Raw genomic sequence first — 23,245 nt, 5'->3', positions numbered from 1 at the left:
AGTTTTGTAGGCCGGATAAGGCGTTATCGCCGCCATCCGGCGAATCGCCCGGTGGCGCTATGCTTACCGGGCCTACGGGTAAGATTTGTAGGCCGGATAAGGCGTTACGCCGCCACCCGGCGAATCGTCTACAAATTAATTCGCTTAACCACCCGCCACAGCGGAAGAAGTGCCTGGCACCATCACTTCAGTTGCAATGATGACAACCAGCAGCCCGACCATAACCGGAACGGAAGTACGCTTCACCACTTCAAACGGCGAAATCTTCGCCATCCCTGCCACCGCAACGACGACGCCAGAGACCGGGGAGATCGTGCGCCCCAGATTTGAGGCCTGCAACATCGGAATGGACAGGTAAGCCGGATTAATACCGGAAGAGTGCGCCAGTTTGGGAATCATTTCGACAAAGGCATAGAAAGGCGCGTTACCGGAACCGGTGGTCATTGCCGCGAGCATGGTCAGGATCACCAGTACCAGCATGAGGATAATACTGGCGGAGCCAAACGAGGTGGCGATAGAGATCAGACTCTGGATGAAACCGATAGTGCTCAGCCCCTGAGCGAATACCCCGGCAGCGACCAGCAGCATCACCACGCCCGCAAATGCGTCAGCCATCCCGCGGTACGCGACTTCCAGACCGGAAAAGACTTTCTGTGTATTGAATCCGCGAATGAACTCCAGCACGGCAGCGAGCAGCATACAGATGACGAGAATAGTAATAATGTGCAGCTGCGGACCCCATTTACCATCAAAAACCAGAACGCCGATAATCGGTGTGAATGGCAGAATGGCGTAAAACGCCGGGGCGGTGGTGGTAATTTCGTTTACATCCAGCATTTCATGGGAGATGTTCTCTTTTTTATCCAGATAACGCTGCCAGAAAAAGTGGGCAATCGCCATACCGATAATGGCGGCAATGGAGATCGGCAGGGTCGTTTTAAAGGCAAAATCAATCAACGGCATCTCAGCCGCTTTTGCCGCCAGAACCACGTCGCCCGAGGTCGGAGAAAGGATGATCGCTGCGGGGGAAGCGCAGATGGCGGCGGCAGCGCCACGGCTGATCCCGACGTTGACCATCACCGGAAAGAGCGTTGCCATCAACAATACGCCAAGCCCTGTTGCCGAAGAGACCGCCAGCGACATCAGGCAGGCGACAAAATAGGCGGCGATCATCAGCAGGTAAGGTGAGTTAATGTATTGCAGCGGTTTGGAGGCCAGTTTTACAACCATGTCGTTTGCGCCGATATGCGTCATGTAGGCGGCGAAACCGCACAGCATCATGATCATCATACCGAGGTCGCCACCACGGCTCATCAACAGAATCTTAATGTATTCAACGATGTCCGTTGCAGTGTAGCCGGTACTGGTTTCACTGGCGGGCAGAACTTTATGCCCCATTAACGCGCTGATAATCAGCAGCACCAGGCCGCCCACAAAGAGCACGCCGGTTGCCGAATAACCTTTAATGATGTAGCGCGCTACACCCACAATAACCATAACCCCAATAAGGAGTTCAATAAACGTTAGCATTGTTTCCCCTGTCGCCTGGACGCCCAGAAAGTAAGAATAAAAAAGGAACAGAAAGTGGTGTGAAAATGTGCCGAATAAACCGCTTCCCCTTGCTGATTAAAATCAAGAAAAGGACGGATTAAACGTCCTGTGTTGTTATTTTTTCATGCAGGCAACGAATATGAAATCTCTCAGGCGAAAAATTTACGTAGAAACGTATTTGTTTTGTATTTGTTATTTTTATGGAAATTCAATGTTAACTGTGAGGTGGTGTACAGAATTATAACAGGCCAGATTCCCTTTCCTGATGATAAAAAGTTTCAGTAAACGGCGATGATCCGTATGAAATAAACGGGAAATAAGTGGGTTTGCTATTGCAAAGGGGAGTTTTCTGATTTTTCGTTACCTGTTTTTTGTTAAGATTCCATTCAGGTTCGTTTTGCTACGATCGGTATTGAACTCCAGGATGGTAATTAAGTTGTGATTGTCGCTAAAAAATATTTTCTTGTTCTTTCATTTCTCTTTGTGCAATTCGCCCTTCTGCCCCAGGCCTTTTCAGCAGATAAAGGCTGGTTTGATACGCTGAAAGATAATGTGTCGGAAACCTGGCAACAACCCGAGCATTATGATTTGTACGTGCCGGCCATTACCTGGCATGCGCGGTTTGCCTACGATAAAGAAAAAACGGATCGCTACAATGAGCGCCCGTGGGGGGCAGGGTTTGGTCAGTCTCGCTGGGATGATAAAGGCAACTGGCATGGGCTTTACATCATGGCGTTTAAAGACTCCTTCAATAAGTGGGAGCCTATCGGCGGTTACGGTTGGGAAAAAACCTGGCGACCTCTGGCAGATGAAAACTTCCACATGGGGCTGGGATTTACCGCTGGCGCAACGGCGCGTGATAACTGGAAGTACATTCCGGTGCCGGTTCTGTTGCCGTTAGCCTCGATAGGCTACGGTCCGGCAACGTTCCAGATGACCTACATCCCCGGTACGTATAACAACGGTAACGTCTACTTTGCCTGGATGCGTTTCCAGTTTTGATGAGTGATATGCCTTGTTAGTGGTATATAAAATAGCGTTATAAAACAATAGGTAGTACAAAAAATCTAAAAAATAACGCGATATTTATCACTTTTTGGCAAAGTTGGACTGGACAAAATGCACCACAATTGATGTACTGGTACCCGACACAGCATTTGTGTCTATTTTTCATGTAAAGGTAATTTTGATGTCTAAGATTAAAGGTAACGTTAAGTGGTTTAATGAATCCAAAGGATTCGGTTTCATTACTCCGGAAGATGGCAGCAAAGACGTGTTCGTACACTTCTCTGCAATCCAGACTAATGGTTTTAAAACTCTGGCTGAAGGTCAGCGCGTAGAGTTCGAAATCACTAACGGTGCCAAAGGCCCTTCTGCTGCTAACGTAATCGCTCTGTAAGCATACGACAGCAAGAATTCCAAAACCCGCCAACTGGCGGGTTTTTTTATGCCCTTAATGCGCGGTGGATGCCGAAAACAGCCAAAACGCAAGCGCGGTCATGGCAAATGACCCGAGCAGGTTGACCAGTATATTCACCATCGCCCAGCCAAAACGCCCATCCTGGAGCAAAAAAACAACTTCCGCTGAGAAGGTGGAAAACGTGGTCAGGCCGCCGCAAAAACCGGTGGTAATCAACACCTTCCACATCGGATCAATATTCGTCATGCGACTAAATAAGGCGAAGCCCATACCGATGATGAAGGCGCCGATCAAATTCGCCGTCAGGGTGCCGAACGGAATGGACTGATGAAGCGGATTAAACCGCATACTCAACATCCATCTCGCTACGCTTCCTGTACCACCGCCAATAAAAACTGCTAAAAGGAGTTGTAACACTGAATATTCCTGCTATTTGATTGTATATGGGATGAGTGTAACGCCGAATAAACATCTTTGGCGAGTTTAACGAATCTGGTCGGAGGGGAGTATGCTCGTTGCAGCAGGACAATTTGCCGTGGCGTCGGTCTGGGAAAAGAACGCCGAAACATGCGTTTCGTTAATGTCTCAGGCGGCAGAAAATGGCGTTTCCTTACTGGTGTTGCCTGAGGCGCTGCTGGCTCGCGACGATCGCGATCCCGATCTGTCGGTTAAGTCCGCGCAGCTACTGGAGGGCGGATTTTTGCGCTGCTTACTGCGTGAGAGCGCGCGCAATACGATGACGACAATCCTGACGATTCATGTTCCTTCAACGCCGGGGCGGGCATTCAACATGCAGGTTGCGTTGTGCGGGGGAAAGATTGTTGCGCATTACGCCAAGCTGCATTTGTACGATGCCTTTTCGATTCAGGAGTCCCGCAGCGTTGATGCAGGCGACACCATTGCTCCGCTGCTGGATGTTGAGGGGATCAAAGTCGGGTTAATGACCTGCTATGACCTGCGCTTCCCGGAGCTGGCTCTGGCGCTGGCTTTGCAGGGGGCTGACATTCTGGTGCTGCCTGCCGCCTGGGTAAGAGGGGCGCTGAAAGAGCATCACTGGGCGACCTTGCTGGCGGCAAGAGCGCTGGATTCAACCTGCTATATCGTTGCCGCAGGGGAGTGCGGCAACAAAAATATCGGTCAGAGCCGAATCGTCGATCCGTTTGGCGTCACAGTAGCCGCTGCGGCAGAGACTCCGGCGCTGATTATGGCCGAGGTCTCCGCCGAGCGCGTCAGGCAAGTTCGGGCGCAACTTCCCGTTTTACGTAACCGTCGTTTTGCGCCACCGCAATTATTATGATGTTTTTTTAAACTAAGCTTGATTCACCTTGTTACAGATTGCTATTGTGTGCGCGCGTCGAATGACCGTTAATATTCTCAGGTTAATATGGCGCGTTAAGCCGCCTGATTTTAAGTCAAGAAGGTATCTATGGGTGAGATTAGTATTACCAAACTGCTGGTGGTTGCCGCACTGGTCGTTCTGCTGTTTGGTACCAGGAAGTTACGTACGCTGGGCGGAGACCTGGGCACGGCAATTAAAGGTTTCAAAAAGGCGATGAATGATGAAGACGCTGGCGCGAAAAAAGAAGCGGGCGGCGATATTCAGGCTGAGAAACTCTCTCATAAAGAGTGATCATGACGCGAGCAGGATGCTCCTTCATCTGACTCTGAAGAGAAAAAACCCGCGTTTAAGCGGGTTTTTTATGCGTTAAATGTAAGCGAGTATTACTCGATCACTTCACTTCCAGTCCTTTCGCCTGCATGTCTGCATGGTAAGAAGAACGAACAAACGGCCCGCAGGCGGCATGGGTAAAGCCCATCGCCATGGCTTCGGCTTTCATCTCATCGAACTCTTCCGGGCTAACATAACGCTGTACCGGCAGGTGATGGCGGCTTGGCTGTAAATACTGGCCCAGCGTCAGCATGGTGACGCCATGACGGCGCAAGTCGCGCATAACCTCAATGATTTCAGCGTTGGTTTCTCCCAGACCGACCATCAGACCCGATTTGGTTGGGATTTCCGGGTGGGCCTCTTTGAAACGCTCCAGCAGCTTCAGCGACCAGTTGTAATCGGCGCCTGGGCGTACCTGACGATAGACACGCGGTACGTTTTCAAGGTTATGGTTGAACACATCTGGCGGGGTAGCGTTAAGGATCTCCAGTGCGCGATCCATACGGCCACGGAAGTCAGGCACCAGCGTTTCAATTTTAATTGCCGGGCTTTTTTCACGAATCGCGGTAATGCAGTCAGCAAAGTGCTGAGCGCCGCCATCGCGCAGATCATCGCGGTCAACGGAGGTGATAACCACATAGCGTAACGCCATATCCGCAATCGTCTGAGCCAGTTTTAATGGTTCGTTAGTATCCGGGGCGACAGGGCGACCGTGGGCAACGTCACAGAACGGGCAACGGCGGGTACAAATCGCGCCGAGGATCATAAAGGTGGCGGTTCCGTGATTGAAACATTCCGCCAGGTTAGGGCAAGAGGCTTCCTCGCAGACAGAATGCAGGCCATTTTTGCGCATTGCCGCTTTGATGCCCTGGATACGAGTGGAGTCCGCTGGAAGCTTTATTTTCATCCATTCCGGTTTACGCAGCAGGGCTTCGCGCTCTGTTGCCACATTTTTAACCGGGATAAGGGCCATCTTATCGGCATCGCGGTATTTAACACCGCGTTCCATCACAATGGGTTTACTCATAGCGTGCGTGTTCCAGTTGCGAATAACGAAGGAAAGCGTTTCAATTCAAGGGAATGTTGCATTTATCAACTATTTTTGAATTAACTACAGGCAGTATATCATTGAAACGGGCCATAAAGCAGCCTGAGTGGTCGGCAAAATGTAAAATAGTTGTTGTTTTGTGCCATTTGCCCAACATCTCCTGTGACTAAGCAGCAACATCTCCCGTTCGAAACGCATCGCGTATTACATCAATAACATTCTCCAGCACCGGGTCACGCAAGCTTAATTTGTTGTAATGCAGCGAAAAGTCGATTCTCTCATCGCTTAGTGGCGCATAGGGAATGCGCTTGAGCGGCCAGCAACGGCTAAATAAGGTGTAGAACCGGGTAGGCATCATCGCCAGCAGGTCGCTGCTGGCGATGAGTGAGGCAATGGTGAAGATGTTGTAGCTGCTAAAGTTGATTTGTCGTTCAGGGAAGAGGTCCTGGATACGCTGACGCACCAGGCTGAAATTCTGCCCTTCGAGCATCAGCAGAGTATGGTCGACCGCTTTCAGCTTTTCTTCGGTTAGCGGGGCGGAAAGTGAAGGGTGATCCTGGCGACAAACCAGCTCAACAGTATCGGCAAACAGCACATGGTGATGAATGGCCCGACTACTGTAGATATGGGTATCGATGACCAAATCGGTCTGAAACTGGCTGAGCTGGCATTCGGCGTCGCTTACCGGAATGTTGCGTAACAGAAGCTGCGGATACCGGGATTTGATCGCCTGATAGATGGTTGGCATGACTAACGCCCCGATAGAGGGAGGCGTGCCTATCGTGATGGTGCGCTGTTTGTCGTAACTGCCGGTCAGATCCAGCGCGCCCAGAATAGATTCCAGCCCCTGGCTAATATACTCATGCAGGTGGGTTGCATAGGCCGTCGGGGTCACGCCCTGGCCTTTACGGATAAATAGCGGGTCGGGAAATATAGCGCGTAATTTTTGAATAGACTGGCTAATAGCGGATGGCGTTAAATTAAGAATTTTCGCAGCATTGACGATGCCTTTATGAACGTATACCGCTTCAAAAATAGTCAAGAGATTAAGGTCAATATTTCTCAGCGTTCTGAAAATTTGAGGTTTGTCTTCTGGCCGTTGCTCGATTAGACGTCGTCCCGGCAGATTATTATCATTCACGCTCTCGCTCCGAATTTATTCACGTTATAAATAATAGTAGGGTTTATATTTATTGCATTTTTGATTTGGCTTAAATATCGCCTGAATGTCAATATCAGTAACAATTTCAACAGGGTAACAAACAGTACATTCAGATTTTAGCCACGGTGAATCCCCTCATTCTGATGGCTGATGAGGTTGCGTCATTGACGGTTTTAGCTTAGGCATAACGAAAATATAGAAACCGGGCGGAGAAGTAAAGCATTCAAGTAATATATAGTTAATGACCCATGAATTGCGTGGGTCATTATATTTTATTGATTAAGCAGGAATATATTCATGAGGTGGATTGTTTAGCAGGGCTAAAATATTGGCCAACAGGCGAGGGGCAATATTATCCGTCGTTGCGTTATTATCCCATTGCGATATTTTCGCCATTTCCATCCCGGCATAACCGCAAGGATTGATGCGTAAGAACGGAGAGAGATCCATATTGACGTTTAATGCCAGACCATGAAAAGAGCAGCCGCGACGGATTCGTAAACCCAGTGAGCAGATCTTTTTTTCTCCCACATAAACTCCGGGCGCATCGGCTCTCGGATGCGCATCAATACCCAGTTCGGCAAGCGTATTGACGACGGTTTGTTCCAGCAGCGTCACCAGTTCCCGCACGCCCAGCTTACGGCGTTTAAGATTCAGCAGAACATACATTACCTGCTGGCCGGGGCCGTGATAGGTGACTTGCCCGCCACGATCGCTCTGGATCACCGGAATATCGCCGGGCATTAATACATGCTCCGCTTTACCGGCCTGACCCTGGGTGAAAACAGGAAAGTGCTCAACTAACCAGATCTCATCGGGCGTGTTTTCATCGCGGGTATCGGTGAATTCGTGCATGGCCTGGGAAACGGGTTCGTAGGGCTGAAGACCGAGCTGGCGGACAAGAATTTTATCCTGATACAAAACGGCATCTCCGTAGAGAATGAACAAAAGAGGGAGAAAAGTATATCACAGCGGGGGAGGATGTTACCCGGGCAACGCCGGGTAACGAACGGATGTATTACAGCACCATACGAACGATATCGATATTACCCAGTTCTTCGTACAGTGTTTCAACCTGCTCGATATGGGTTGCGTTGATGGTGATAGAGACCGAGTGGTAGTTACCTTTGCTGCTCGGTTTTACCGTCGGGGAGTAATCACCTGGCGCATGGCGCTGTACCACTTCAACCACCTGATCAACCAGCTCAGGCAACGCCTGCCCCATTACTTTGTAAGTAAATGGCGTAGGGAATTCAAGCAGTTCGTTAAGTTTGGTTTTCATGTCAGCTCCGGCATTACATCAAAAAATAATAACTCCCACAGCGTGTGGGAGTTATCAGGATACTCAGTATATGGGGATGGAAATCACACTTTCAAGTGCTTAATTTTTAACCAAACCAGTGATGGAACATTAATTTAATGTAATCAATGATTTTGCCGAAGAAGTTACCTTCAGGAATTTCCTGTAGTACCACCAGCGGGCGCTGCTCAATGGTTTTGCCATCCAATTGGAAGTTGATTGTGCCGACGACCTGGTTTTTCTGCAACGGGGCATGCAGTTCAGCCGTGTTCAGCACGTAGCTGGCTTTCAGATCTTTCATGCGGCCGCGAGGGATAGTCAGATAGACGTCTTTATCCACACCCAGCGAGGCGCGATCGGTATCGCCAAACCAGGCCGGTTCAGAGGCAAACTCTTTCCCGACTTTCAGCGGGTTTACGGTTTCAAAGAAGCGGAAGCCCCAGGTCAGCAGTTTTTTGCTTTCTGTTTCACGACCTTTGTAGGTACGTCCACCCATCACCGCAGAGATCAGGCGCATCTGGCCTTCAGTTGCCGACGCCACGAGGTTGTAGCCTGCTTTATCCGTGTGGCCGGTTTTGATCCCGTCAACGTTCAGGCTGTTGTCCCACAGCAGACCATTGCGATTTAACTGGCGAATCCCGTTGAAGGTGAACTCTTTTTCTTTGTAGATGGAGTATTCGTTTGGCACATCACGGATTAATGCCTGGCCGATCAGCGCCATGTCGCGCGCAGAGCTGTATTGTCCATCAGCATCCAGGCCATGAACGGTCTGGAAGTGGGTGTTTTTCAGACCCAGGGCATTCACATAGCTGTTCATCAGCCCGACGAAGGCATCCTGGCTGCCGGCGGCAAAGTCGGCCATCGCCACGCAGGCGTCGTTGCCGGATTGCAGGTTAATACCACGGATTAACTGGGAAACAGGAACTTGCATACCCGGTTTCAGGAACATCAGGGATGAGCCTTTAAATACCGGGTTGCCGGTAGCCCAGGCGTCGTTGCCGATCGTCACCAGATCGGTTTCTTTAAATTTCCCTGCTTTCATCGCCTGGCCGATGACATAGCTGGTCATCATTTTGGTCAGGCTGGCGGGATCGCGGCGCGTATCCGCATTCTGTTCCGCCAGCACTTTGCCGGAGTTGTAGTCGATCAGGATATACGACTCCGCATCGATCTGCGGAACGCCTGGGATCATGGTTTTGATATTCAGGTCATCGGCATGCGCGCTTGTGATAAAGGCGGCGCAAAGAGCCGTGGTGAGCGCCATGCGCTGCATGAAACGAGCGGAAAAAGTGGTCTTCATGGTCTGAACTACGACGTCCGTGATGGAATTAAAAAAAGTGCCCTACTATAGCAAAAGCATAACCGGCAGGCATCTGACTTTCCGCGTGACTTTGTTAATGTCATTTACAGAAATTGACAATTCAGATGCCCTTTGCAGGCTACTGCGCGCTGGCGATAAAGGACTGTAACTGGGCTTCAGATTGCAGACGCTGCTGCAACGCGCTGGCTTCAGTTTTGCTGGCGAATGGCCCAAGCTGAATGCGCCAGACCGCGCCGTTTTGCATCACACGGCCCGGTACGCCAAACTGCTGGCTTAAACGCTGCTGGTACTGCTGCGCGCGCGTTTGATCGCTGACCGCGCCAACCTGAACCACGAAACCGCTGCTTGCGGCGGCCGGAGCTGGAGTCGGCGTCGGGGCAGCGACTGCGCCCTGAGTCGAACCAGGAGCCGTTACCGGCGCGGCGGGTGTCGCTGCGGCGGGCTGTGGCGCGGGCGTTGCTTCGCTGCCTTCGAGCACCCCGGAGGCTAGCGTGGTCGGCGCGCCAAGGAAGCCGCTGCTGTTGACCGGTGCGCCGCTCGGGTCATCGCTTTTCAGCGTCGAATTGCTTATCGCCCGGACATCGCCTTGCGGCTGTACCGATTCCGGCGCGGAAGAGACGCTGCCCATGCCGCCGTTTAAATCAGGGCGCGCGGGCAGGGCGTAGGTCTGTTTCGCCACTGTCGTGCAGGCCATGCCTGGCCCTGACAGTGAACCATCCTGCGCAACGATAATGGGATCAACGCGGACTTTGGTGTTATTCGACGTATTCAGACGATCGGCCGCCGCGCGGGAGAGTGAAATCACCCGATCGTTACCGTAAGGGCCGCGATCGTTAATGCGTACCACGATCATCCGGCCATTCGCCAGATTCGTGATTCGCGCATAGCTCGGGATCGGCAGCGTTGGATGCGCAGCGGTGAGCTGCATCGGGTCAAACGCTTCGCCCGATGCGGTTAAATTGCTGCCGGGTTCCGCATCATAAATGGCGGCAAGCCCGGCCTGGCTAAAGCGAGACGGGTCCTGGACAATTTTGTAGCTTCTACCGTCTCGTTGATAATCCTGATTTGCTGTCGGGCTCAGAGGTTCATAACGTGGCTCCGCCCCGCCGATCTCAACAATCGGCCCGTTACACACCGCAGGCTGCGGCGCGACGGCAACCTGCTGCTGACCATCATCACTCGAACACGCCGCGAGTAACATTATTCCTGCCGCGACGCAGACTCCTGGCAACTGCTTACGCATTGCGCACCCCTTACACGCTTTTCGACAACATTTTTCTGTGGGTGTGGATCGACATAACAATCCCGAACCCGGCCATCAGCACTATCAGTGCGGAGCCTCCGTAACTGACCAGCGGGAGTGGAACCCCTACAACGGGCAGAATACCGCTCACCATACCAATATTTACGAAGACATAAACGAATAATATCAACATTAAACCACCGGCCATCACGCGGCCAAAGGTGGTTTGCGCGCGGGCAGCGATCCACAGTCCGCGCATAATCAGCAGAATGTAGAGCGCCAGCAGGATTAATATTCCCACCAGGCCTAACTCTTCCGCCAGTACGGCGAAGATAAAGTCGGTGTGGCGTTCGGGTAAAAACTCAAGCTGCGACTGAGTGCCGTGCAGCCAGCCTTTACCGCGCAGGCCGCCGGAGCCAATCGCAATTTTAGACTGGATGATATGATAACCCGCGCCTAAAGGGTCGGTCTCCGGGTCGAGAAGCATCATGACGCGCTGGCGCTGATAATCATGCATCAGGAAGAACCACATGATCGGGATAAACGCGGCAATCAGCACCACCGCAATGCCGATTAAACGCCAGCTCAAACCAGACAAAAACAGCACGAACAGGCCGGAAAGGGCGACCAGAATCGAGGTGCCCAGGTCAGGCTGCGCGGCAACCAGCAGCGTCGGCATAAAAATCAATACCAGCGCGATAGCCGTGTTTTTCAGCGACGGCGGGCAGACATCACGGTTGATAAAGCGCGCCACCATCAGGGGGACGGCGATCTTGGCGATTTCAGAAGGCTGAAAACGGACGATCCCCAGATCCAGCCAGCGTTGCGCTCCTTTGGATATCGCCCCGAAGGCGTCTACCGCCACCAGCAGGATGATGCAGAAAATATAGAGATAGGGCGCCCATCCTTCGTAGACACGAGGCGGGATTTGCGCCATCACCACCATAATGACCAGACCCATCGCGATCTGACCGATTTTTCGCTCCATCATGCCAATATCCTGGCCGCTGGCGCTCCAGATGACTAATGAACTGTAAACCAGCAGCGCCAGCAGAATCAGTAACATCGTGGGATCGATATGGATTTTATCCCAGAATGTTTTTTTGTTCGGATTATCCGTCACGATTATTGGTCCTCCGCCGCTGCAACCGCCGGGTTTTCCGCAGGCAAATTGGTGTTGTTGTCGCCCAACATGATGTGGTCAAGAATCTGACGCATGATTGTACCGACAGCCGGGCCCGCGCCGCCGTTTTCCAGGATCATGGCGACAGCAACCTGGGGATTGTTATACGGCGCGAATGCCGTCATCAGTTTATGGTCGCGTAGTCGTTCAGCAATTTTGTGCGCGTTGTAGGTTTCGTTGGCTTTCAGGCCAAAGACCTGCGCCGTACCAGACTTCGCGGCGATTTTATACGGCGCGCTGGCGAAATATTTATGCGCAGTGCCGTTCGCGCGGTTTGCGACGCCGTACATGCCGTCTTTGGCGATTTCCCAGTAACCGGAGTGAATATCGCCGACAGGCGGTTCGTGCGGCTGTACCCACGGCACCTGTTTGCCATTCTCCGCCGTGCTCATCAGCAGATGCGGCACTTTTACCACCCCGTCGTTAATCAGGATCATCAGCGCTTTGCTCATCTGGATCGGGGTTGCCGTCCAGTAACCCTGGCCGATGCCCACCGGGATGGTATCGCCCTGATACCACGGCTTTTTAAAGCGTTTTTGCTTCCATTCACGGGTTGGCATATTGCCGGAACGCTCTTCAGCCAGATCGATGCCGGTATATTCCCCGTATCCAAATTTGCTCATCCACTCGGAGAGTCGGTCTATCCCCATGTCATAGGCCACCTGGTAGAAGAAGGTATCCGCTGACTCTTCAAGGGATTTGGTGATATTCAGATGACCGTGACCCCATTTTTTCCAGTCGCGATAACGCTTCTCAGAACCCGGCAACTGCCACCATCCGGGGTCGAACAGGCTGGTATTACGGGTGATCACCCCCGCGCTTAAAGCGGACACCGCGACATACGGTTTGACCGTTGAGGCCGGCGGGTAAACACCTTGCGTCGCCCGGTTAACCAGCGGCGTATTCGGGTCGTTGAGCAACCCTGAGTAATCTTTGCTGGAGATGCCATCCACAAACAGGTTCGGGTCGTAGCTCGGCATGGAAACCAGCGCCAGTACGCCGCCTGTCCGTGGGTCGGTTACGATCACGGCGGCGCGGCTGCCCGCCAGCAGCGTTTCAATATATTGCTGGAGTTTCAGGTCAATTGTGAGGTGGATGTCATGCCCGGCCTGCGGCGGCACCTCTTTAAGCTGACGGATGACGCGGCCACGGTTGTTGACTTCAACCTCTTCATAACCCGTCTGGCCGTGCAGCACCTCTTCGTAATAGCGCTCAATCCCCAGCTTGCCGATATCGTGCGTGGCGGCGTAGTTGGCCAGCTTACCGTCTTTATCAAGGCGTTCGACGTCTTTATCGTTAATCTTCGAAACGTAGCCGATGACGTGGGTTAGCGCGGAGTTGTAAGGATAGTAGCGGCGCTTGTAGCCTTTCACTTCCACGCCAGGAAAACGGTACTGGTTGACGGCAAAACGCGCGACCTGCACTTCGGTCAGGTTCGTTTTGACGGGAATAGAGGTAAAACGGTGTGAACGCGCGCGCTCTTTCTTGAACGCGGCAATGTCATCGTCGTTCAAATCGACCACGCTGCGTAACGCATCCAGCGTTTGCTGAACGTTATCGACCTTCTCCGGCATCATTTCTATCTGATAAATAGTGCGGTTGAGGGCGAGAGGGATGCCGTTACGGTCATAGATGATCCCACGGCTGGGGGCGATAGGGACCAGTTTGATGCGGTTTTCGTTTGAGCGGGTCTGGTAATCGGTGAAACGCACGATTTGCAGATTATAAAGGTTGGCGATGAGCACGCCGGTCAGCAGCAAAATACCCAAAAAAGCGACCAGCGCCCGGCGCACGAACAGCGCGGACTCAGCCGTATAGTCGCGAAAAGAATTCTGTAGTTTCATCCGCTGCTTAATCTACTCAAGGCTTAATAATCACTCACGGTGATAAGGGTGGTTGGTGGTAATGCTCCACGCCCGGTACAGACTCTCTGCCACCAGCACCCGAACCAGCGGGTGGGGGAGGGTTAACGCAGAAAGTGACCAGCTTTGTTCCGCCGCCGCTTTACAGGCCGGAGACAACCCTTCAGGGCCGCCAATCAGGAGACTGACGTCGCGACCATCCAGCTTCCAGCGCTCCAGCTCAGTCGCCAGCTGCGGCGTGTCCCAGGGTTTCCCTGGGATATCAAGGGTGACGATACGGTTTTTGCCTGCGGCCGCCAGCATCTGCTCACCCTCTTTGTCGAGAATACGTTTAATATCCGCGTTCTTGCCGCGTTTGCCCGCTGGAATTTCGATCAGCTCAAACGGCATGTCTTTCGGAAAACGCCGGAGATACTCCGTAAAACCGGTTTGTACCCAGTCGGGCATTTTCGTACCGACAGCGACAAGTTGAAGCTTCACGCATTAATTCCAGAGTTTTTCCAGTTCATACAGGCGACGGCTCTCTTCCTGCATGACATGGACAATCACATCACCCAGGTCAACGACAATCCAGTCGGCTACGCTTTCACCTTCAACGCCAAGCGGCAACATGCCCGCCGCGCGAGATTCCTGTACAACGTGGTCAGCAATAGACATAACGTGACGGCTGGATGTACCGGTGCAGATAATCATGCAGTCGGTGATACTGGATTTACCCTGAACATCTAAGGTGATGATGTCCTGACCTTTCAGGTCATCAATTTTGTCGATTACAAAATCCTGGAGTGCTTTACCCTGCAAGTTTTCCCCCTGGGTATTACGGATGAATATAAATAAGCCTGTCAGTATACCTGAACCCGAGGCGATGTCGGGACTAATGTCATCAACGGGCGTTTAAAAGTGGGTTATCATCCCATCCCGCACAACAGATTGCATCGCCATTTTTGTAAAACAATTTCTGCAAAGCTCTGAAGGGCGGGAGAAGTCTGGCGCGGAGGATAGCAGCCTGTCAGGGGGTGTCAATGGCCGAAACGCCCCCGAGGAGAAAAAACAGAAATATCACTCGCCGTGATGCCAGACAGCCCGACTGTTTAACACCTTCAGCGTGGCGAAATCTTCACAAAAATCAATGGCGCTCCAGCATCCTTGCTCAACCCTGAAATGCCATAATGAGGCGGCGGGCATGGATAATAATCGCGCGATCATGAGACTCAGAACCCCCTGGTGGCTCACGACCAGCAGATTTTTATTATCTTTATAATCAGCAAGTTGTGCAATAAAGCGCTCTACGCGTTGTGAGAACGCCTGGAAGCCTTCCCCATTGGTCGGGACGGCGTTCTGCCAGTCGGTACACCAGGCCGCGTAGCTTGCCGCGTCTTCGCGGCTCAGATCGCGGTGATGACGCATCTCCCAGTCGCCAAAAAACATCTCGTTAAGCTCCGGGAACAGGCGCTGCGGTACGTCGCGGTCGTGAAGCACCAGCCGCGCCGTGTGGCGGGCGCGTTCCAGTTCGCTACAGAATACGTTGTCGAAGGGGACATTGCGCAGCAGGTTATTCAACGTTTGCGCCTGGGCTATCCCTTTTTCTGTCAGCGGAGTGGGGGCGTGGCCGCTGTATAATCCGGCTACATTGGCTTCGGTTTCCCCATGACGAACTAACCAGAGTCGCATGTTTTTCCTCGTGATACGTATTCGCGCAAAATATGATATTCACCCTGATTGCGCAGCGCTTTTTCACTAAAATAGACTTTTTATCGGAGGCAAGATGCCTTTACTGAAGAGTGCGCATGGCGGTAACACCCGGGAAGCCGCCGCATTGTTGGGCATCTCGCCTGAACAGTTGCTGGATTTTAGCGCAAATATTAATCCTCTGGGTATGCCAGGGCGCTTAAAACGCGCGCTTATCGACAATCTTACCTGCGCGGAGCGGTATCCTGATGTGGATTATCAGCATCTGCACCAGGCGCTGGCGCAGCACCATCAGATCCCCGCGTCATGGCTCCTGGCCGGAAATGGCGAGACGGAATCCATCTTCACGCTGGTTCACGGGCTGAAGCCGCGTCATGCCATGATCGTCACGCCGGGCTTTGCCGAGTATCGCCGTGCGCTACAGTGGGGCGCGTGTGAGATACATGAATTTGCGCTTCGTGAAGCTGATGGCTGGCAACTCACGGACGCCATTCTGAATGCGCTGACCCCGGATCTGGACTGCCTGTTTCTCTGTACGCCAAATAATCCAACCGGACTCCTGCCTGCCCGCGAACTGTTACTGGCTATTGCGGAACGCTGTAAGACGCAGGGGATCGCGCTGATCCTGGATGAGGCGTTTATCGATTTTATTCCGGGTGAAGAGGGCTTTATTCCGCTGTTGCAGGGCAACCCGCATATCTGGGTGCTGCGTTCGCTCACCAAATTTTACGCCATTCCGGGGCTGCGGCTGGGCTATCTGGTGAACAGCGACGAGCAGGCGGTCGCGCAAATGAGAGCGCAACAGATGCCCTGGTCAATCAACGCGTTTGCGGCGCTGGCCGGAGAGGTTATCTTGCAGGATGCCGCCTATCACCAGGCGACCTGGCAGTGGCTGGCGGAGGAGGGACAACGCTTCCGTCAGCGGTTACATGCGTTTCCTGAGCTAACGGTTTATCCCGGTCGGGCGAATTATCTTTTATTGCGCTGTGAGCGGGAAGGTCTGGATTTGCAACGTGCCTTGCTGGAGAAGCACATTCTGATCCGCAGTTGTGCTAACTATCCGGGGCTTGACGCGCGTTATTACCGGGTGGCGATTCGCAGTCAGGAAGAGAACAGCCGCCTGCTGACGGCGCTGGCGGAAGTCTTTACCGATACAACCCTTGCTGGTTGATGTAGTTCAGGACGGATTCCGGCATGAGATCGTCGCACGGTTCGCCTTTCTCCAGCCGCTCGCGGATAAGGGTGGCGGAGATATTGAACCAGGGCGTTTCAGCCAGATAAATTTTACCCGCCGGGAGCGCGTGCAGATCGTCCGGCGTATGGGTTAAATGGCGCTCCAGCCACTGCTGATGCTGCTCTTTCACCATCTCAAGCGGGTAGCCGGGGCGTCGGCAAACGATCAGGTGAGTGTTGTCCAGAATGGTTTCATAGTCGTGCCAGGTCGGGAACGTCAGTAAGGAGTCCTGGCCGATGATAAACGCCAGCGGCGCGTCCGGGCCTTGTTCTTCCCGCCACTCTTTCAGCGTTTGCGCGGTGTAAGAGGCGGTATCGCGTTTGAGTTCGCGCTCATCCAGGATAAACAGCGGTTTGTCGGCGATAGCCAGCTCAAGCATATATTTACGCTGTGCGCTGGATGCTTCAGGCTGTGGACGATGAGGCGGTACGTTATTGGGCATGATAATCACCCGCGACAGGCCAATCAGATTGGCCAGCGTTTCCACGGGCTTGAGATGACCATAATGCACGGGATCAAAGGTGCCGCCGAACAGAGCCTGTAACGATTTCATATCAACCATCAATAAAAACATCTGCCAGCGCTTTGTGGCAGAGAAGAAGAGAAAGCCCCTCCAGCTCAGCCCACACTGACTGTCCATAATCTTGTTTTAGCGTAATTTCCGTCCGCGTCAACAGTTGCACTGCCTGGCGAAGCTGGGTCTGCTGGAGCCGATTCAACGCATCGCCAATCATGCCGCGACGGTTTTGCCATACCCGATGTTTATCAAACAGCGTGCGCAGAGGCGTATGGGCGGATTGCCGTTTAAGGTTAACCAGCATCAGTAATTCGCGTTGCAGGGTGCGCAGCAGGATCACGGGCTCACTGCCCTCAAGGCGCAGTTGCTGCAAAATATGCAGGGCGCGTTTGCTTTTGCCCATCAATAACGCATCCACCCAATGGTATGGCGTGAAGTGCGCCGCGTCGTTGACGGCCTGCTCTACGCGTGGAAGCGTGAGCTTACCGTCAGGCCAGAGGAGTGAAAGCCGCTCCAGCGCCTGCGCCAGCGCCAGCAGGTTGCCTTCGTAGCAATAACACAGCAGCTGATTCGCGGCGTCATCCAGTTGCAAATTATTCTGCTTTGCTCTGGCGGCAACCCAGCGCGGTAGCTGCGCCTGCTCCGGCGTCTGACAGCTTACCTGCACACCAGTGCCCGCCAGCGAGGTATACCAGGCGGCGTTTTCCTGGGCTTTAGTGAGCTTATTTCCGCGCACGATCAGCAGCAGGTCGTCATGCAGCAAACCGCTGAGCGTTGCGAGCTGTTCATTGATCGCCGCATTCGGGCCATTTTCCGGTAGCAACAACAGCAGCGTTTGACGGCTGGCAAACAGGCTCATTGCCTGACACTGTGAGAACAGGGTTCCCCAGTCGGTGCTGGTGTCGATCGTAAAGGCGTGGTGTTCTTCGAACCCTTGCGCAGCGGCCGTCAGACGAATAGCGTCCTGGCTTTCCTGCAACAAGAGAGGGTCGTTGCCCAGGAGCAAGTACGCCGCGCGCAGCCCTTCATTGAGCTGTGCGCGGAGTTGTTCAGGGTACAACCGGATCATCAGTTACCCAGCGTGGTGGACACGCGTGCCGGGGAAGATGCTGGCGTCGCCGTGGTGTTTTCAGCAGCGTCCGCGTTTTCCTGGGATGACTGAGCATCAGCGACATGGATACTCGGCAGCTTGCGAATCAACTGTTCGGCCGCTTTGTCATACATCTCTTTGATGATCATATCCTGTTCATTATCCTTCGCCAGCGCGGTTTGCGGGTTATCAAAGAATGAACGGTACACTTTCGTGCTGATCGGATAAATATCATGACCCGGGATCAGAACGCTTGCACTGACGCTCATGACCATCTGGTATTCCGCCGTACGGCCATCCTGGAACACGGAGGCGGTATCTTTAGAGATACTGGTCCGGCCAAGGCGCAGTGACGGAACATCCTGGCGCGTTGTATCTTTTTCAAGCAATTCAATATTGTTAAGACGCAGTTGGTTACGTACCGCCCGGCTTAATGGTCCATTCGGATCGCTTGTATCAAGAATCATAGTTTTCATCGTGCTGGGCACCTGCGTAGTGCTACGCAGGTGCCAGCCGCACCCGGCGGTGACCAGCACCGCCAGGGATAACAACAATGTTGTCAGATGTCGCACGCTTCCTCCCGCGCTTAGCCAACGACCAAATTGAGGAGTTTACCCGGAACGTAAATCACTTTACGCACGGTAACGCCATCAAGATATTTTGCGACCAAATGTTCCTGGCCAGCACGTTCACGAACCTGTTCTTCAGTGGCGTTCACCGGTACGGTGATTTTGCCACGGACTTTACCGTTCACCTGAACCACAACCAACGTAGAGTCTTCTACCATTGCTTTGTCGTCAGCGACCGGCCACGGCGCGTTATCGATATCGCCTTTGCCTTTCAGCGCTTCCCACAGCGTGAAGCAGGCATGTGGGGTGAACGGGTTGAGCATACGCACGACAGCCAGCAGCGCTTCCTGCATCAGGGCGCGATCCTGCTCGCCTTCCTGCGGCGCTTTCGCCAGTTTGTTCATCAGCTCCATAATCGCGGCAATCGCGGTGTTGAAGGTCTGACGGCGGCCGATATCATCGGTCACTTTCGCGATGGTTTTGTGGACGTCGCGACGCAGCGCTTTCTGATCTTCGCTCAGCGCATCAACGTTCAGTGCCGCAACCTCGCCTTTCGCGGTGTGCTCATAGACCAGTTTCCAGACGCGTTTCAGGAAGCGGTTTGCCCCTTCCACGCCAGATTCCTGCCATTCCAGCGTCATATCGGCCGGGGAAGCAAACATCATGAACAGACGCACGGTGTCCGCGCCGTAACGCTCAACCATTACCTGCGGGTCGATGCCGTTGTTTTTGGACTTGGACATCTTGCTCATGCCGGTGTACACCAGCTCATGGCCCGCCGCATCTTTCGCCTTAACGATGCGGCCTTTCTCGTCGCGCTCAACGATGGCATCAACCGGGGAAACCCAGTTACGCTCGCCGTTTTCGCCTACATAATAGAACGCGTCTGCCAGCACCATACCCTGGCAGAGCAGCTGTTTCGCCGGTTCGTCAGAGTTCACCATGCCCGCGTCGCGCATCAGCTTGTGGAAGAAGCGGAAGTAGAGCAGGTGCATGATCGCGTGTTCAATACCGCCGATGTAGATATCGACCGGCAGCCAGTAGTTTGCTGCTTCCGGGTCCAGCATCCCTTCGTTGTACTGCGGGCAGGTGTAGCGCGCGTAGTACCAGGAGGACTCCATAAAGGTGTCAAAGGTGTCGGTTTCACGCAGCGCAGGCTGACCGTTAACGGTGGTTTTCGCCCACTCAGGATCGGCTTTGATCGGGCTGGTGATGCCGTCCATGACGACGTCTTCCGGCAGGATGACCGGCAGTTGATCTTCCGGGGTCGGCAGAACGGTGCCGTCTTCCAGAGTCACCATCGGAATCGGCGCGCCCCAGTAACGCTGACGGGAAACGCCCCAGTCGCGCAGACGGTAGTTGACTTTACGCTCGCCGACGCCTTTTGCCGCCAGTTTATCGGCAATCGCGTTGAAGGCGTCTTCAAAGCCCAGACCGTTAAACTCGCCGGAGTTAAACAGTACGCCTTTCTCGGTCAGCGCCTGTTCGGACAGATCCGGTTCAGAGCCGTCCGCTGCCAGGATAACCGGCTTGATGGTCAGGCCATATTTGGTGGCAAATTCATAGTCTCGCTGATCGTGGCCCGGAACGGCCATGACCGCACCAGTACCGTACTCCATCAGCACGAAGTTGGCGGCCCATACCGGGATCGCTTCGCCGGTCAGCGGGTGAATGGCTTTAAAACCGGTGTCGACGCCTTTTTTCTCCATCGTTGCCATATCGGCTTCCGCCACTTTGGTGTTGCGGCATTCGTCGATAAAGGCAGCCAGTTCCGGGTTGTTGGCAGCCGCTTTCTGCGCCAGCGGGTGACCTGCGGCAACCGCCAGGTAAGTGGCACCGATGAACGTGTCTGGACGCGTGGTGTACACCGTCAGCGTATTGTCGTAGCCGTTCACGTCAAAAGTGATCTCGACGCCTTCAGAACGGCCGATCCAGTTGCGCTGCATGGTTTTAACGGTGTCTGGCCAGTGATCCAGTTTATCCAGATCGTTCAGCAGTTCGTCGGCGTAGGCGGTGATCTTAATGAACCACTGCGGGATCTCTTTACGCTCAACTTTGGTGTCGCAGCGCCAGCAGCAGCCGTCGATAACCTGCTCGTTCGCCAGTACGGTCTGGTCGTTCGGGCACCAGTTCACCGCAGAGGTCTTTTTGTACACCAGGCCTTTTTTATACAGCTCGGTGAAGAATTTCTGCTCCCAGCGGTAGTATTCCGGGGTGCAGGTCGCCAGCTCGCGGCTCCAGTCATAGCCGAAGCCCAGCATTTTGAGCTGGTTTTTCATGTAGGCGATGTTGTCATAGGTCCACGGCGCCGGCGCCGTGTTGTTTTTCACCGCCGCGCCTTCAGCAGGCAGGCCGAAAGCATCCCAGCCGATGGGCTGTAGAACGTTTTTACCCAGCATGCGCTGGTAGCGGGCAATCACATCACCGATGGTGTAGTTACGCACATGGCCCATGTGTAGTCGACCAGAAGGATAGGGAAGCATCGACAGGCAGTAATACTTCTCTTTGCTCTCGTCTTCGGTTACTTCAAAGGTGCGCTTCTCGTCCCAGTGTTGCTGGACTTTTGATTCTATCTCTTCCGGGCGGTATTGCTCTTGCATGGCAGCCAGTGGTCCTGTTTTCATTACGGCTACAAACGTAGCGTTAGATGTGGTGTTTCAGATCCGCATAGCATAGCCCAAACGCCTGCGCCAAAACAGCCTTTCGCGCATTCTGCATTGAATTCCCGCCATGACAATCCTTGCATGAATTTACACACTCTGTGGGCGGTCTTGCAAAGCGCGGCGTAAATAACGTCTATTATTATAGACAGTTAACGACCCAGGAGGCGAAGCGATGAACAAGGTTGCTCAATATTATCGTGAACTGGTGACGTCATTAAGCGAACGCCTGCGTAATGGCGAACGCGATATTGACGCGCTGGTGGAACAGGCGCGTCAGAGCGTAATGAAAGCAGGGGAGTTAACGCGAATCGAGGTGGACGAACTGACGCGCGCCGTCAGACGCGACCTGGAAGAGTTCGCCATGAGCTACGAGGAGAGCCAGGAAGAGGAGAGCGACAGCGTCTTTATGCGAGTGATTAAAGAGAGCCTCTGGCAGGAGCTGGCGGACATCACCGACAAAACGCAACTGGAGTGGCGCGAAGTGTTCCAGGATCTCAATCACCACGGGGTCTACCACAGCGGCGAGGTGGTCGGCTTAGGCAACCTTGTGTGCGAGAAGTGTCATTACCATTTAGCGGTGTATACGCCGGATGTACTGCCGCTGTGCCCGAAATGCGGCCACGATCAGTTCCAGCGCAGACCGTTTGAGCCGTAATCGGCAGTGCCGGATGGCGACGCGAAGCGTCTTGTCCGGCCTACAAATTGTACGCTGATGTAGGCCGGATAAGCGTTAGCGCCATCCGGCTGGTTATGATGCGTAGAACGCCAGCCTCTCCGCCAGTAAATCCACAAAGCCCTGCCGGTCGATATCGACCATCACCGTCGCATTCGGTTTATTCCCCGTCAGGAAGTAATAATCCACGACCGTCATTCCCTGGGTGTATTTCCCCTGAGTCTCCACGCCGACCCAACGTTCAACGGTGGTGAAAAGCTCGGGTTTTAGCAGCCAGGCGATGGTGCAAGGGTCATGCAACGGCGCGCCGGTAAAGCCCCACTTTTCGTCTTTGTGATATTCGAGGAAGAAATCCAGCAGCTCCGCCACGATCGTGGAAACAGGATTGCCTATCGCCCGGAAACGCTCGGTATCTTCAGCATGAATCTGCGCTTTGTGCGTTACGTCCAACCCGGCCATCACCACGGGAATCCCTGACTGGAAAACAATCTCTGCCGCTTCGGGGTCGACGTAAATATTGAATTCTGCCGCTGGCGTCCAGTTACCTAATCCCATCGCGCCGCCCATGATCACAATACGGGCGATTTTACGGTGCAATTCTGGATGGCTGTTCAGCAGCAAGGCGACGTTGGTTTGCGGCCCGGTGGCGACGATGGTTACCGGTTCCGGGCTTTCGCGCAGGGTTTTCGCCATCAGCTCAACGGCGGTGCAGGTCTGCGGCGCAAATGACGGCTCCGGTAGCGCCGGGCCGTCCAGTCCGCTTTCGCCGTGTACGTTATCGGCGATGATCAGATCGCGCATCAGCGGTTTTATCGCGCCGCCCGCGACAGGAATATCGGTACGCCCCAGTAGCGTCAGCATACGCAATACGTTACGCAGCGTTTTGTCAGGCGTCTGGTTACCGGCGGAAGAGGTGATCGCTTTCACATCCAGTTCAGGCGATGCGAGGGCGAGAACAATTGCGATGGCGTCGTCATGACCTGGATCGCAATCAAAAAGGACTGGAAGTGCCATTGTTGCTCCTTGTAAGTGGTACTTTGTGACAAGGGTA

General features: G+C 53.5%; 24 protein-coding genes. 6 read left to right on the top strand and 18 right to left on the bottom strand.

Annotated elements, in window-relative coordinates; translation table 11 throughout:
• Positions 1–144 precede the first annotated feature (144 nt).
• Positions 145–1,530, bottom strand: coding sequence for an anaerobic C4-dicarboxylate transporter DcuC (gene dcuC / locus OGW17_RS15105; RefSeq protein WP_012133365.1), 1,386 nt, complete (start codon positions 1,528–1,530; stop codon positions 145–147).
• Positions 1,531–1,989: 459 nt separating this feature from the next.
• Between dcuC and pagP the strand changes: the two genes are divergently transcribed.
• Together pagP and cspE are read left to right on the top strand one after the other, a co-directional pair.
• Complete coding sequence (pagP, locus tag OGW17_RS15100) at positions 1,990–2,553, top strand: lipid IV(A) palmitoyltransferase PagP (protein ID WP_012133363.1); 564 nt, start codon at positions 1,990–1,992, stop codon at positions 2,551–2,553.
• Between the two features lie 187 nt (positions 2,554–2,740).
• Positions 2,741–2,950, top strand: coding sequence for a transcription antiterminator/RNA stability regulator CspE (gene cspE / locus OGW17_RS15095; protein ID WP_000034825.1), 210 nt, complete (start codon positions 2,741–2,743; stop codon positions 2,948–2,950).
• Positions 2,951–3,004: 54 nt separating this feature from the next.
• On the opposite strand, the gene crcB is transcribed toward cspE, so the two are convergent.
• The gene (gene crcB / locus OGW17_RS15090) at positions 3,005–3,388 is read right to left on the bottom strand and encodes a fluoride efflux transporter CrcB (RefSeq protein WP_024130549.1); all 384 of its coding nucleotides are present in this window, start codon (positions 3,386–3,388) and stop codon (positions 3,005–3,007) included.
• Positions 3,389–3,479: 91 nt separating this feature from the next.
• On the opposite strand from crcB, the gene OGW17_RS15085 reads away from it, so the two are divergent.
• Both OGW17_RS15085 and tatE read left to right on the top strand, forming a co-directional pair.
• The gene (locus tag OGW17_RS15085) at positions 3,480–4,268 is read left to right on the top strand and encodes a deaminated glutathione amidase (RefSeq protein WP_071259767.1); all 789 of its coding nucleotides are present in this window, start codon (positions 3,480–3,482) and stop codon (positions 4,266–4,268) included.
• A gap of 129 nt (positions 4,269–4,397) precedes the next feature.
• Positions 4,398–4,601: a twin-arginine translocase subunit TatE gene (gene tatE / locus OGW17_RS15080; RefSeq protein ID WP_012133359.1), complete on the top strand. Its 204-nt coding sequence runs from the start codon at positions 4,398–4,400 to the stop codon at positions 4,599–4,601.
• A gap of 100 nt (positions 4,602–4,701) precedes the next feature.
• On the opposite strand, the gene lipA is transcribed toward tatE, so the two are convergent.
• From lipA to OGW17_RS15025, 11 genes are all read right to left on the bottom strand, one after another.
• Positions 4,702–5,667 (bottom strand): lipoyl synthase, encoded by a 966-nt coding sequence (gene lipA, locus OGW17_RS15075; RefSeq protein WP_012133358.1) that lies wholly within the window; start codon positions 5,665–5,667, stop codon positions 4,702–4,704.
• A gap of 187 nt (positions 5,668–5,854) precedes the next feature.
• Positions 5,855–6,829, bottom strand: coding sequence for a YbeF family transcriptional regulator (locus OGW17_RS15070; protein WP_071259766.1), 975 nt, complete (start codon positions 6,827–6,829; stop codon positions 5,855–5,857).
• Between the two features lie 300 nt (positions 6,830–7,129).
• Complete coding sequence (gene lipB, locus OGW17_RS15065; protein ID WP_047458192.1) at positions 7,130–7,771, bottom strand: lipoyl(octanoyl) transferase LipB; 642 nt, start codon at positions 7,769–7,771, stop codon at positions 7,130–7,132.
• Positions 7,772–7,868: 97 nt separating this feature from the next.
• On the bottom strand, positions 7,869–8,132 hold the full coding sequence (gene ybeD / locus OGW17_RS15060) for a DUF493 family protein YbeD (protein WP_000850547.1): 264 nt from the start codon (positions 8,130–8,132) through the stop codon (positions 7,869–7,871).
• A gap of 106 nt (positions 8,133–8,238) precedes the next feature.
• Positions 8,239–9,450, bottom strand: coding sequence for a D-alanyl-D-alanine carboxypeptidase DacA (dacA, locus tag OGW17_RS15055; protein WP_012133355.1), 1,212 nt, complete (start codon positions 9,448–9,450; stop codon positions 8,239–8,241).
• A gap of 139 nt (positions 9,451–9,589) precedes the next feature.
• Positions 9,590–10,714 carry an endolytic peptidoglycan transglycosylase RlpA gene (gene rlpA / locus OGW17_RS15050; RefSeq protein ID WP_071259764.1) on the bottom strand — a complete coding sequence of 375 codons (1,125 nt, stop codon included), beginning with the start codon at positions 10,712–10,714 and terminating at the stop codon, positions 9,590–9,592.
• Positions 10,715–10,724: 10 nt separating this feature from the next.
• Positions 10,725–11,837 carry a peptidoglycan glycosyltransferase MrdB gene (gene mrdB, locus OGW17_RS15045; RefSeq protein ID WP_012133352.1) on the bottom strand — a complete coding sequence of 371 codons (1,113 nt, stop codon included), beginning with the start codon at positions 11,835–11,837 and terminating at the stop codon, positions 10,725–10,727.
• Between the two features lie 2 nt (positions 11,838–11,839).
• The gene (mrdA, locus tag OGW17_RS15040; protein ID WP_071259763.1) at positions 11,840–13,741 is read right to left on the bottom strand and encodes a peptidoglycan DD-transpeptidase MrdA; all 1,902 of its coding nucleotides are present in this window, start codon (positions 13,739–13,741) and stop codon (positions 11,840–11,842) included.
• Between the two features lie 30 nt (positions 13,742–13,771).
• Positions 13,772–14,239 (bottom strand): 23S rRNA (pseudouridine(1915)-N(3))-methyltransferase RlmH, encoded by a 468-nt coding sequence (rlmH, locus tag OGW17_RS15035; protein ID WP_003022725.1) that lies wholly within the window; start codon positions 14,237–14,239, stop codon positions 13,772–13,774.
• A 3-nt stretch (positions 14,240–14,242) separates the two neighbouring features.
• Positions 14,243–14,560: a ribosome silencing factor gene (gene rsfS, locus OGW17_RS15030; RefSeq protein ID WP_286452247.1), complete on the bottom strand. Its 318-nt coding sequence runs from the start codon at positions 14,558–14,560 to the stop codon at positions 14,243–14,245.
• A 258-nt stretch (positions 14,561–14,818) separates the two neighbouring features.
• On the bottom strand, positions 14,819–15,430 hold the full coding sequence (locus tag OGW17_RS15025) for an adenosylcobalamin/alpha-ribazole phosphatase (protein ID WP_049011893.1): 612 nt from the start codon (positions 15,428–15,430) through the stop codon (positions 14,819–14,821).
• A 94-nt stretch (positions 15,431–15,524) separates the two neighbouring features.
• On the opposite strand from OGW17_RS15025, the gene cobD reads away from it, so the two are divergent.
• Positions 15,525–16,619, top strand: coding sequence for a threonine-phosphate decarboxylase CobD (gene cobD / locus OGW17_RS15020; RefSeq protein WP_012133348.1), 1,095 nt, complete (start codon positions 15,525–15,527; stop codon positions 16,617–16,619).
• Here cobD and nadD read toward each other — a convergent pair.
• The 4 genes from nadD to leuS are packed head-to-tail and all read right to left on the bottom strand — an operon-like array spanning position 16,594 to position 21,458.
• Positions 16,594–17,235, bottom strand: coding sequence for a nicotinate-nucleotide adenylyltransferase (gene nadD / locus OGW17_RS15015; RefSeq protein WP_024130547.1), 642 nt, complete (start codon positions 17,233–17,235; stop codon positions 16,594–16,596). The genes cobD and nadD overlap by 26 nt on opposite strands.
• Position 17,236: 1 nt before the next feature.
• The gene (gene holA, locus OGW17_RS15010; protein ID WP_012133346.1) at positions 17,237–18,268 is read right to left on the bottom strand and encodes a DNA polymerase III subunit delta; all 1,032 of its coding nucleotides are present in this window, start codon (positions 18,266–18,268) and stop codon (positions 17,237–17,239) included.
• Entirely contained in the window at positions 18,268–18,861 is a 594-nt protein-coding gene (gene lptE / locus OGW17_RS15005) for an LPS assembly lipoprotein LptE (RefSeq protein WP_024130546.1), read from the bottom strand. The genes holA and lptE overlap by 1 nt, the downstream gene beginning before the upstream one ends.
• Positions 18,862–18,875: 14 nt before the next feature.
• Positions 18,876–21,458 carry a leucine--tRNA ligase gene (gene leuS, locus OGW17_RS15000; RefSeq protein ID WP_081353220.1) on the bottom strand — a complete coding sequence of 861 codons (2,583 nt, stop codon included), beginning with the start codon at positions 21,456–21,458 and terminating at the stop codon, positions 18,876–18,878.
• 235 nt (positions 21,459–21,693) lie between these two features.
• On the opposite strand from leuS, the gene OGW17_RS14995 reads away from it, so the two are divergent.
• Complete coding sequence (locus OGW17_RS14995) at positions 21,694–22,176, top strand: zinc ribbon-containing protein (protein WP_012133343.1); 483 nt, start codon at positions 21,694–21,696, stop codon at positions 22,174–22,176.
• A gap of 93 nt (positions 22,177–22,269) precedes the next feature.
• On the opposite strand, the gene rihA is transcribed toward OGW17_RS14995, so the two are convergent.
• Positions 22,270–23,208 carry a pyrimidine-specific ribonucleoside hydrolase RihA gene (rihA, locus tag OGW17_RS14990; protein WP_047458179.1) on the bottom strand — a complete coding sequence of 313 codons (939 nt, stop codon included), beginning with the start codon at positions 23,206–23,208 and terminating at the stop codon, positions 22,270–22,272.
• Positions 23,209–23,245 lie beyond the last annotated feature (37 nt).

This window comes from Citrobacter sp. CK181 (assembly GCF_030333595.1).
GTDB classification, from domain to species: Bacteria; Pseudomonadota; Gammaproteobacteria; order Enterobacterales; family Enterobacteriaceae; genus Citrobacter_B; species Citrobacter_B koseri.
Note: the sequence above shows the minus strand (reverse complement) of the source record. Positions and strands in the feature narration are given on the sequence as shown.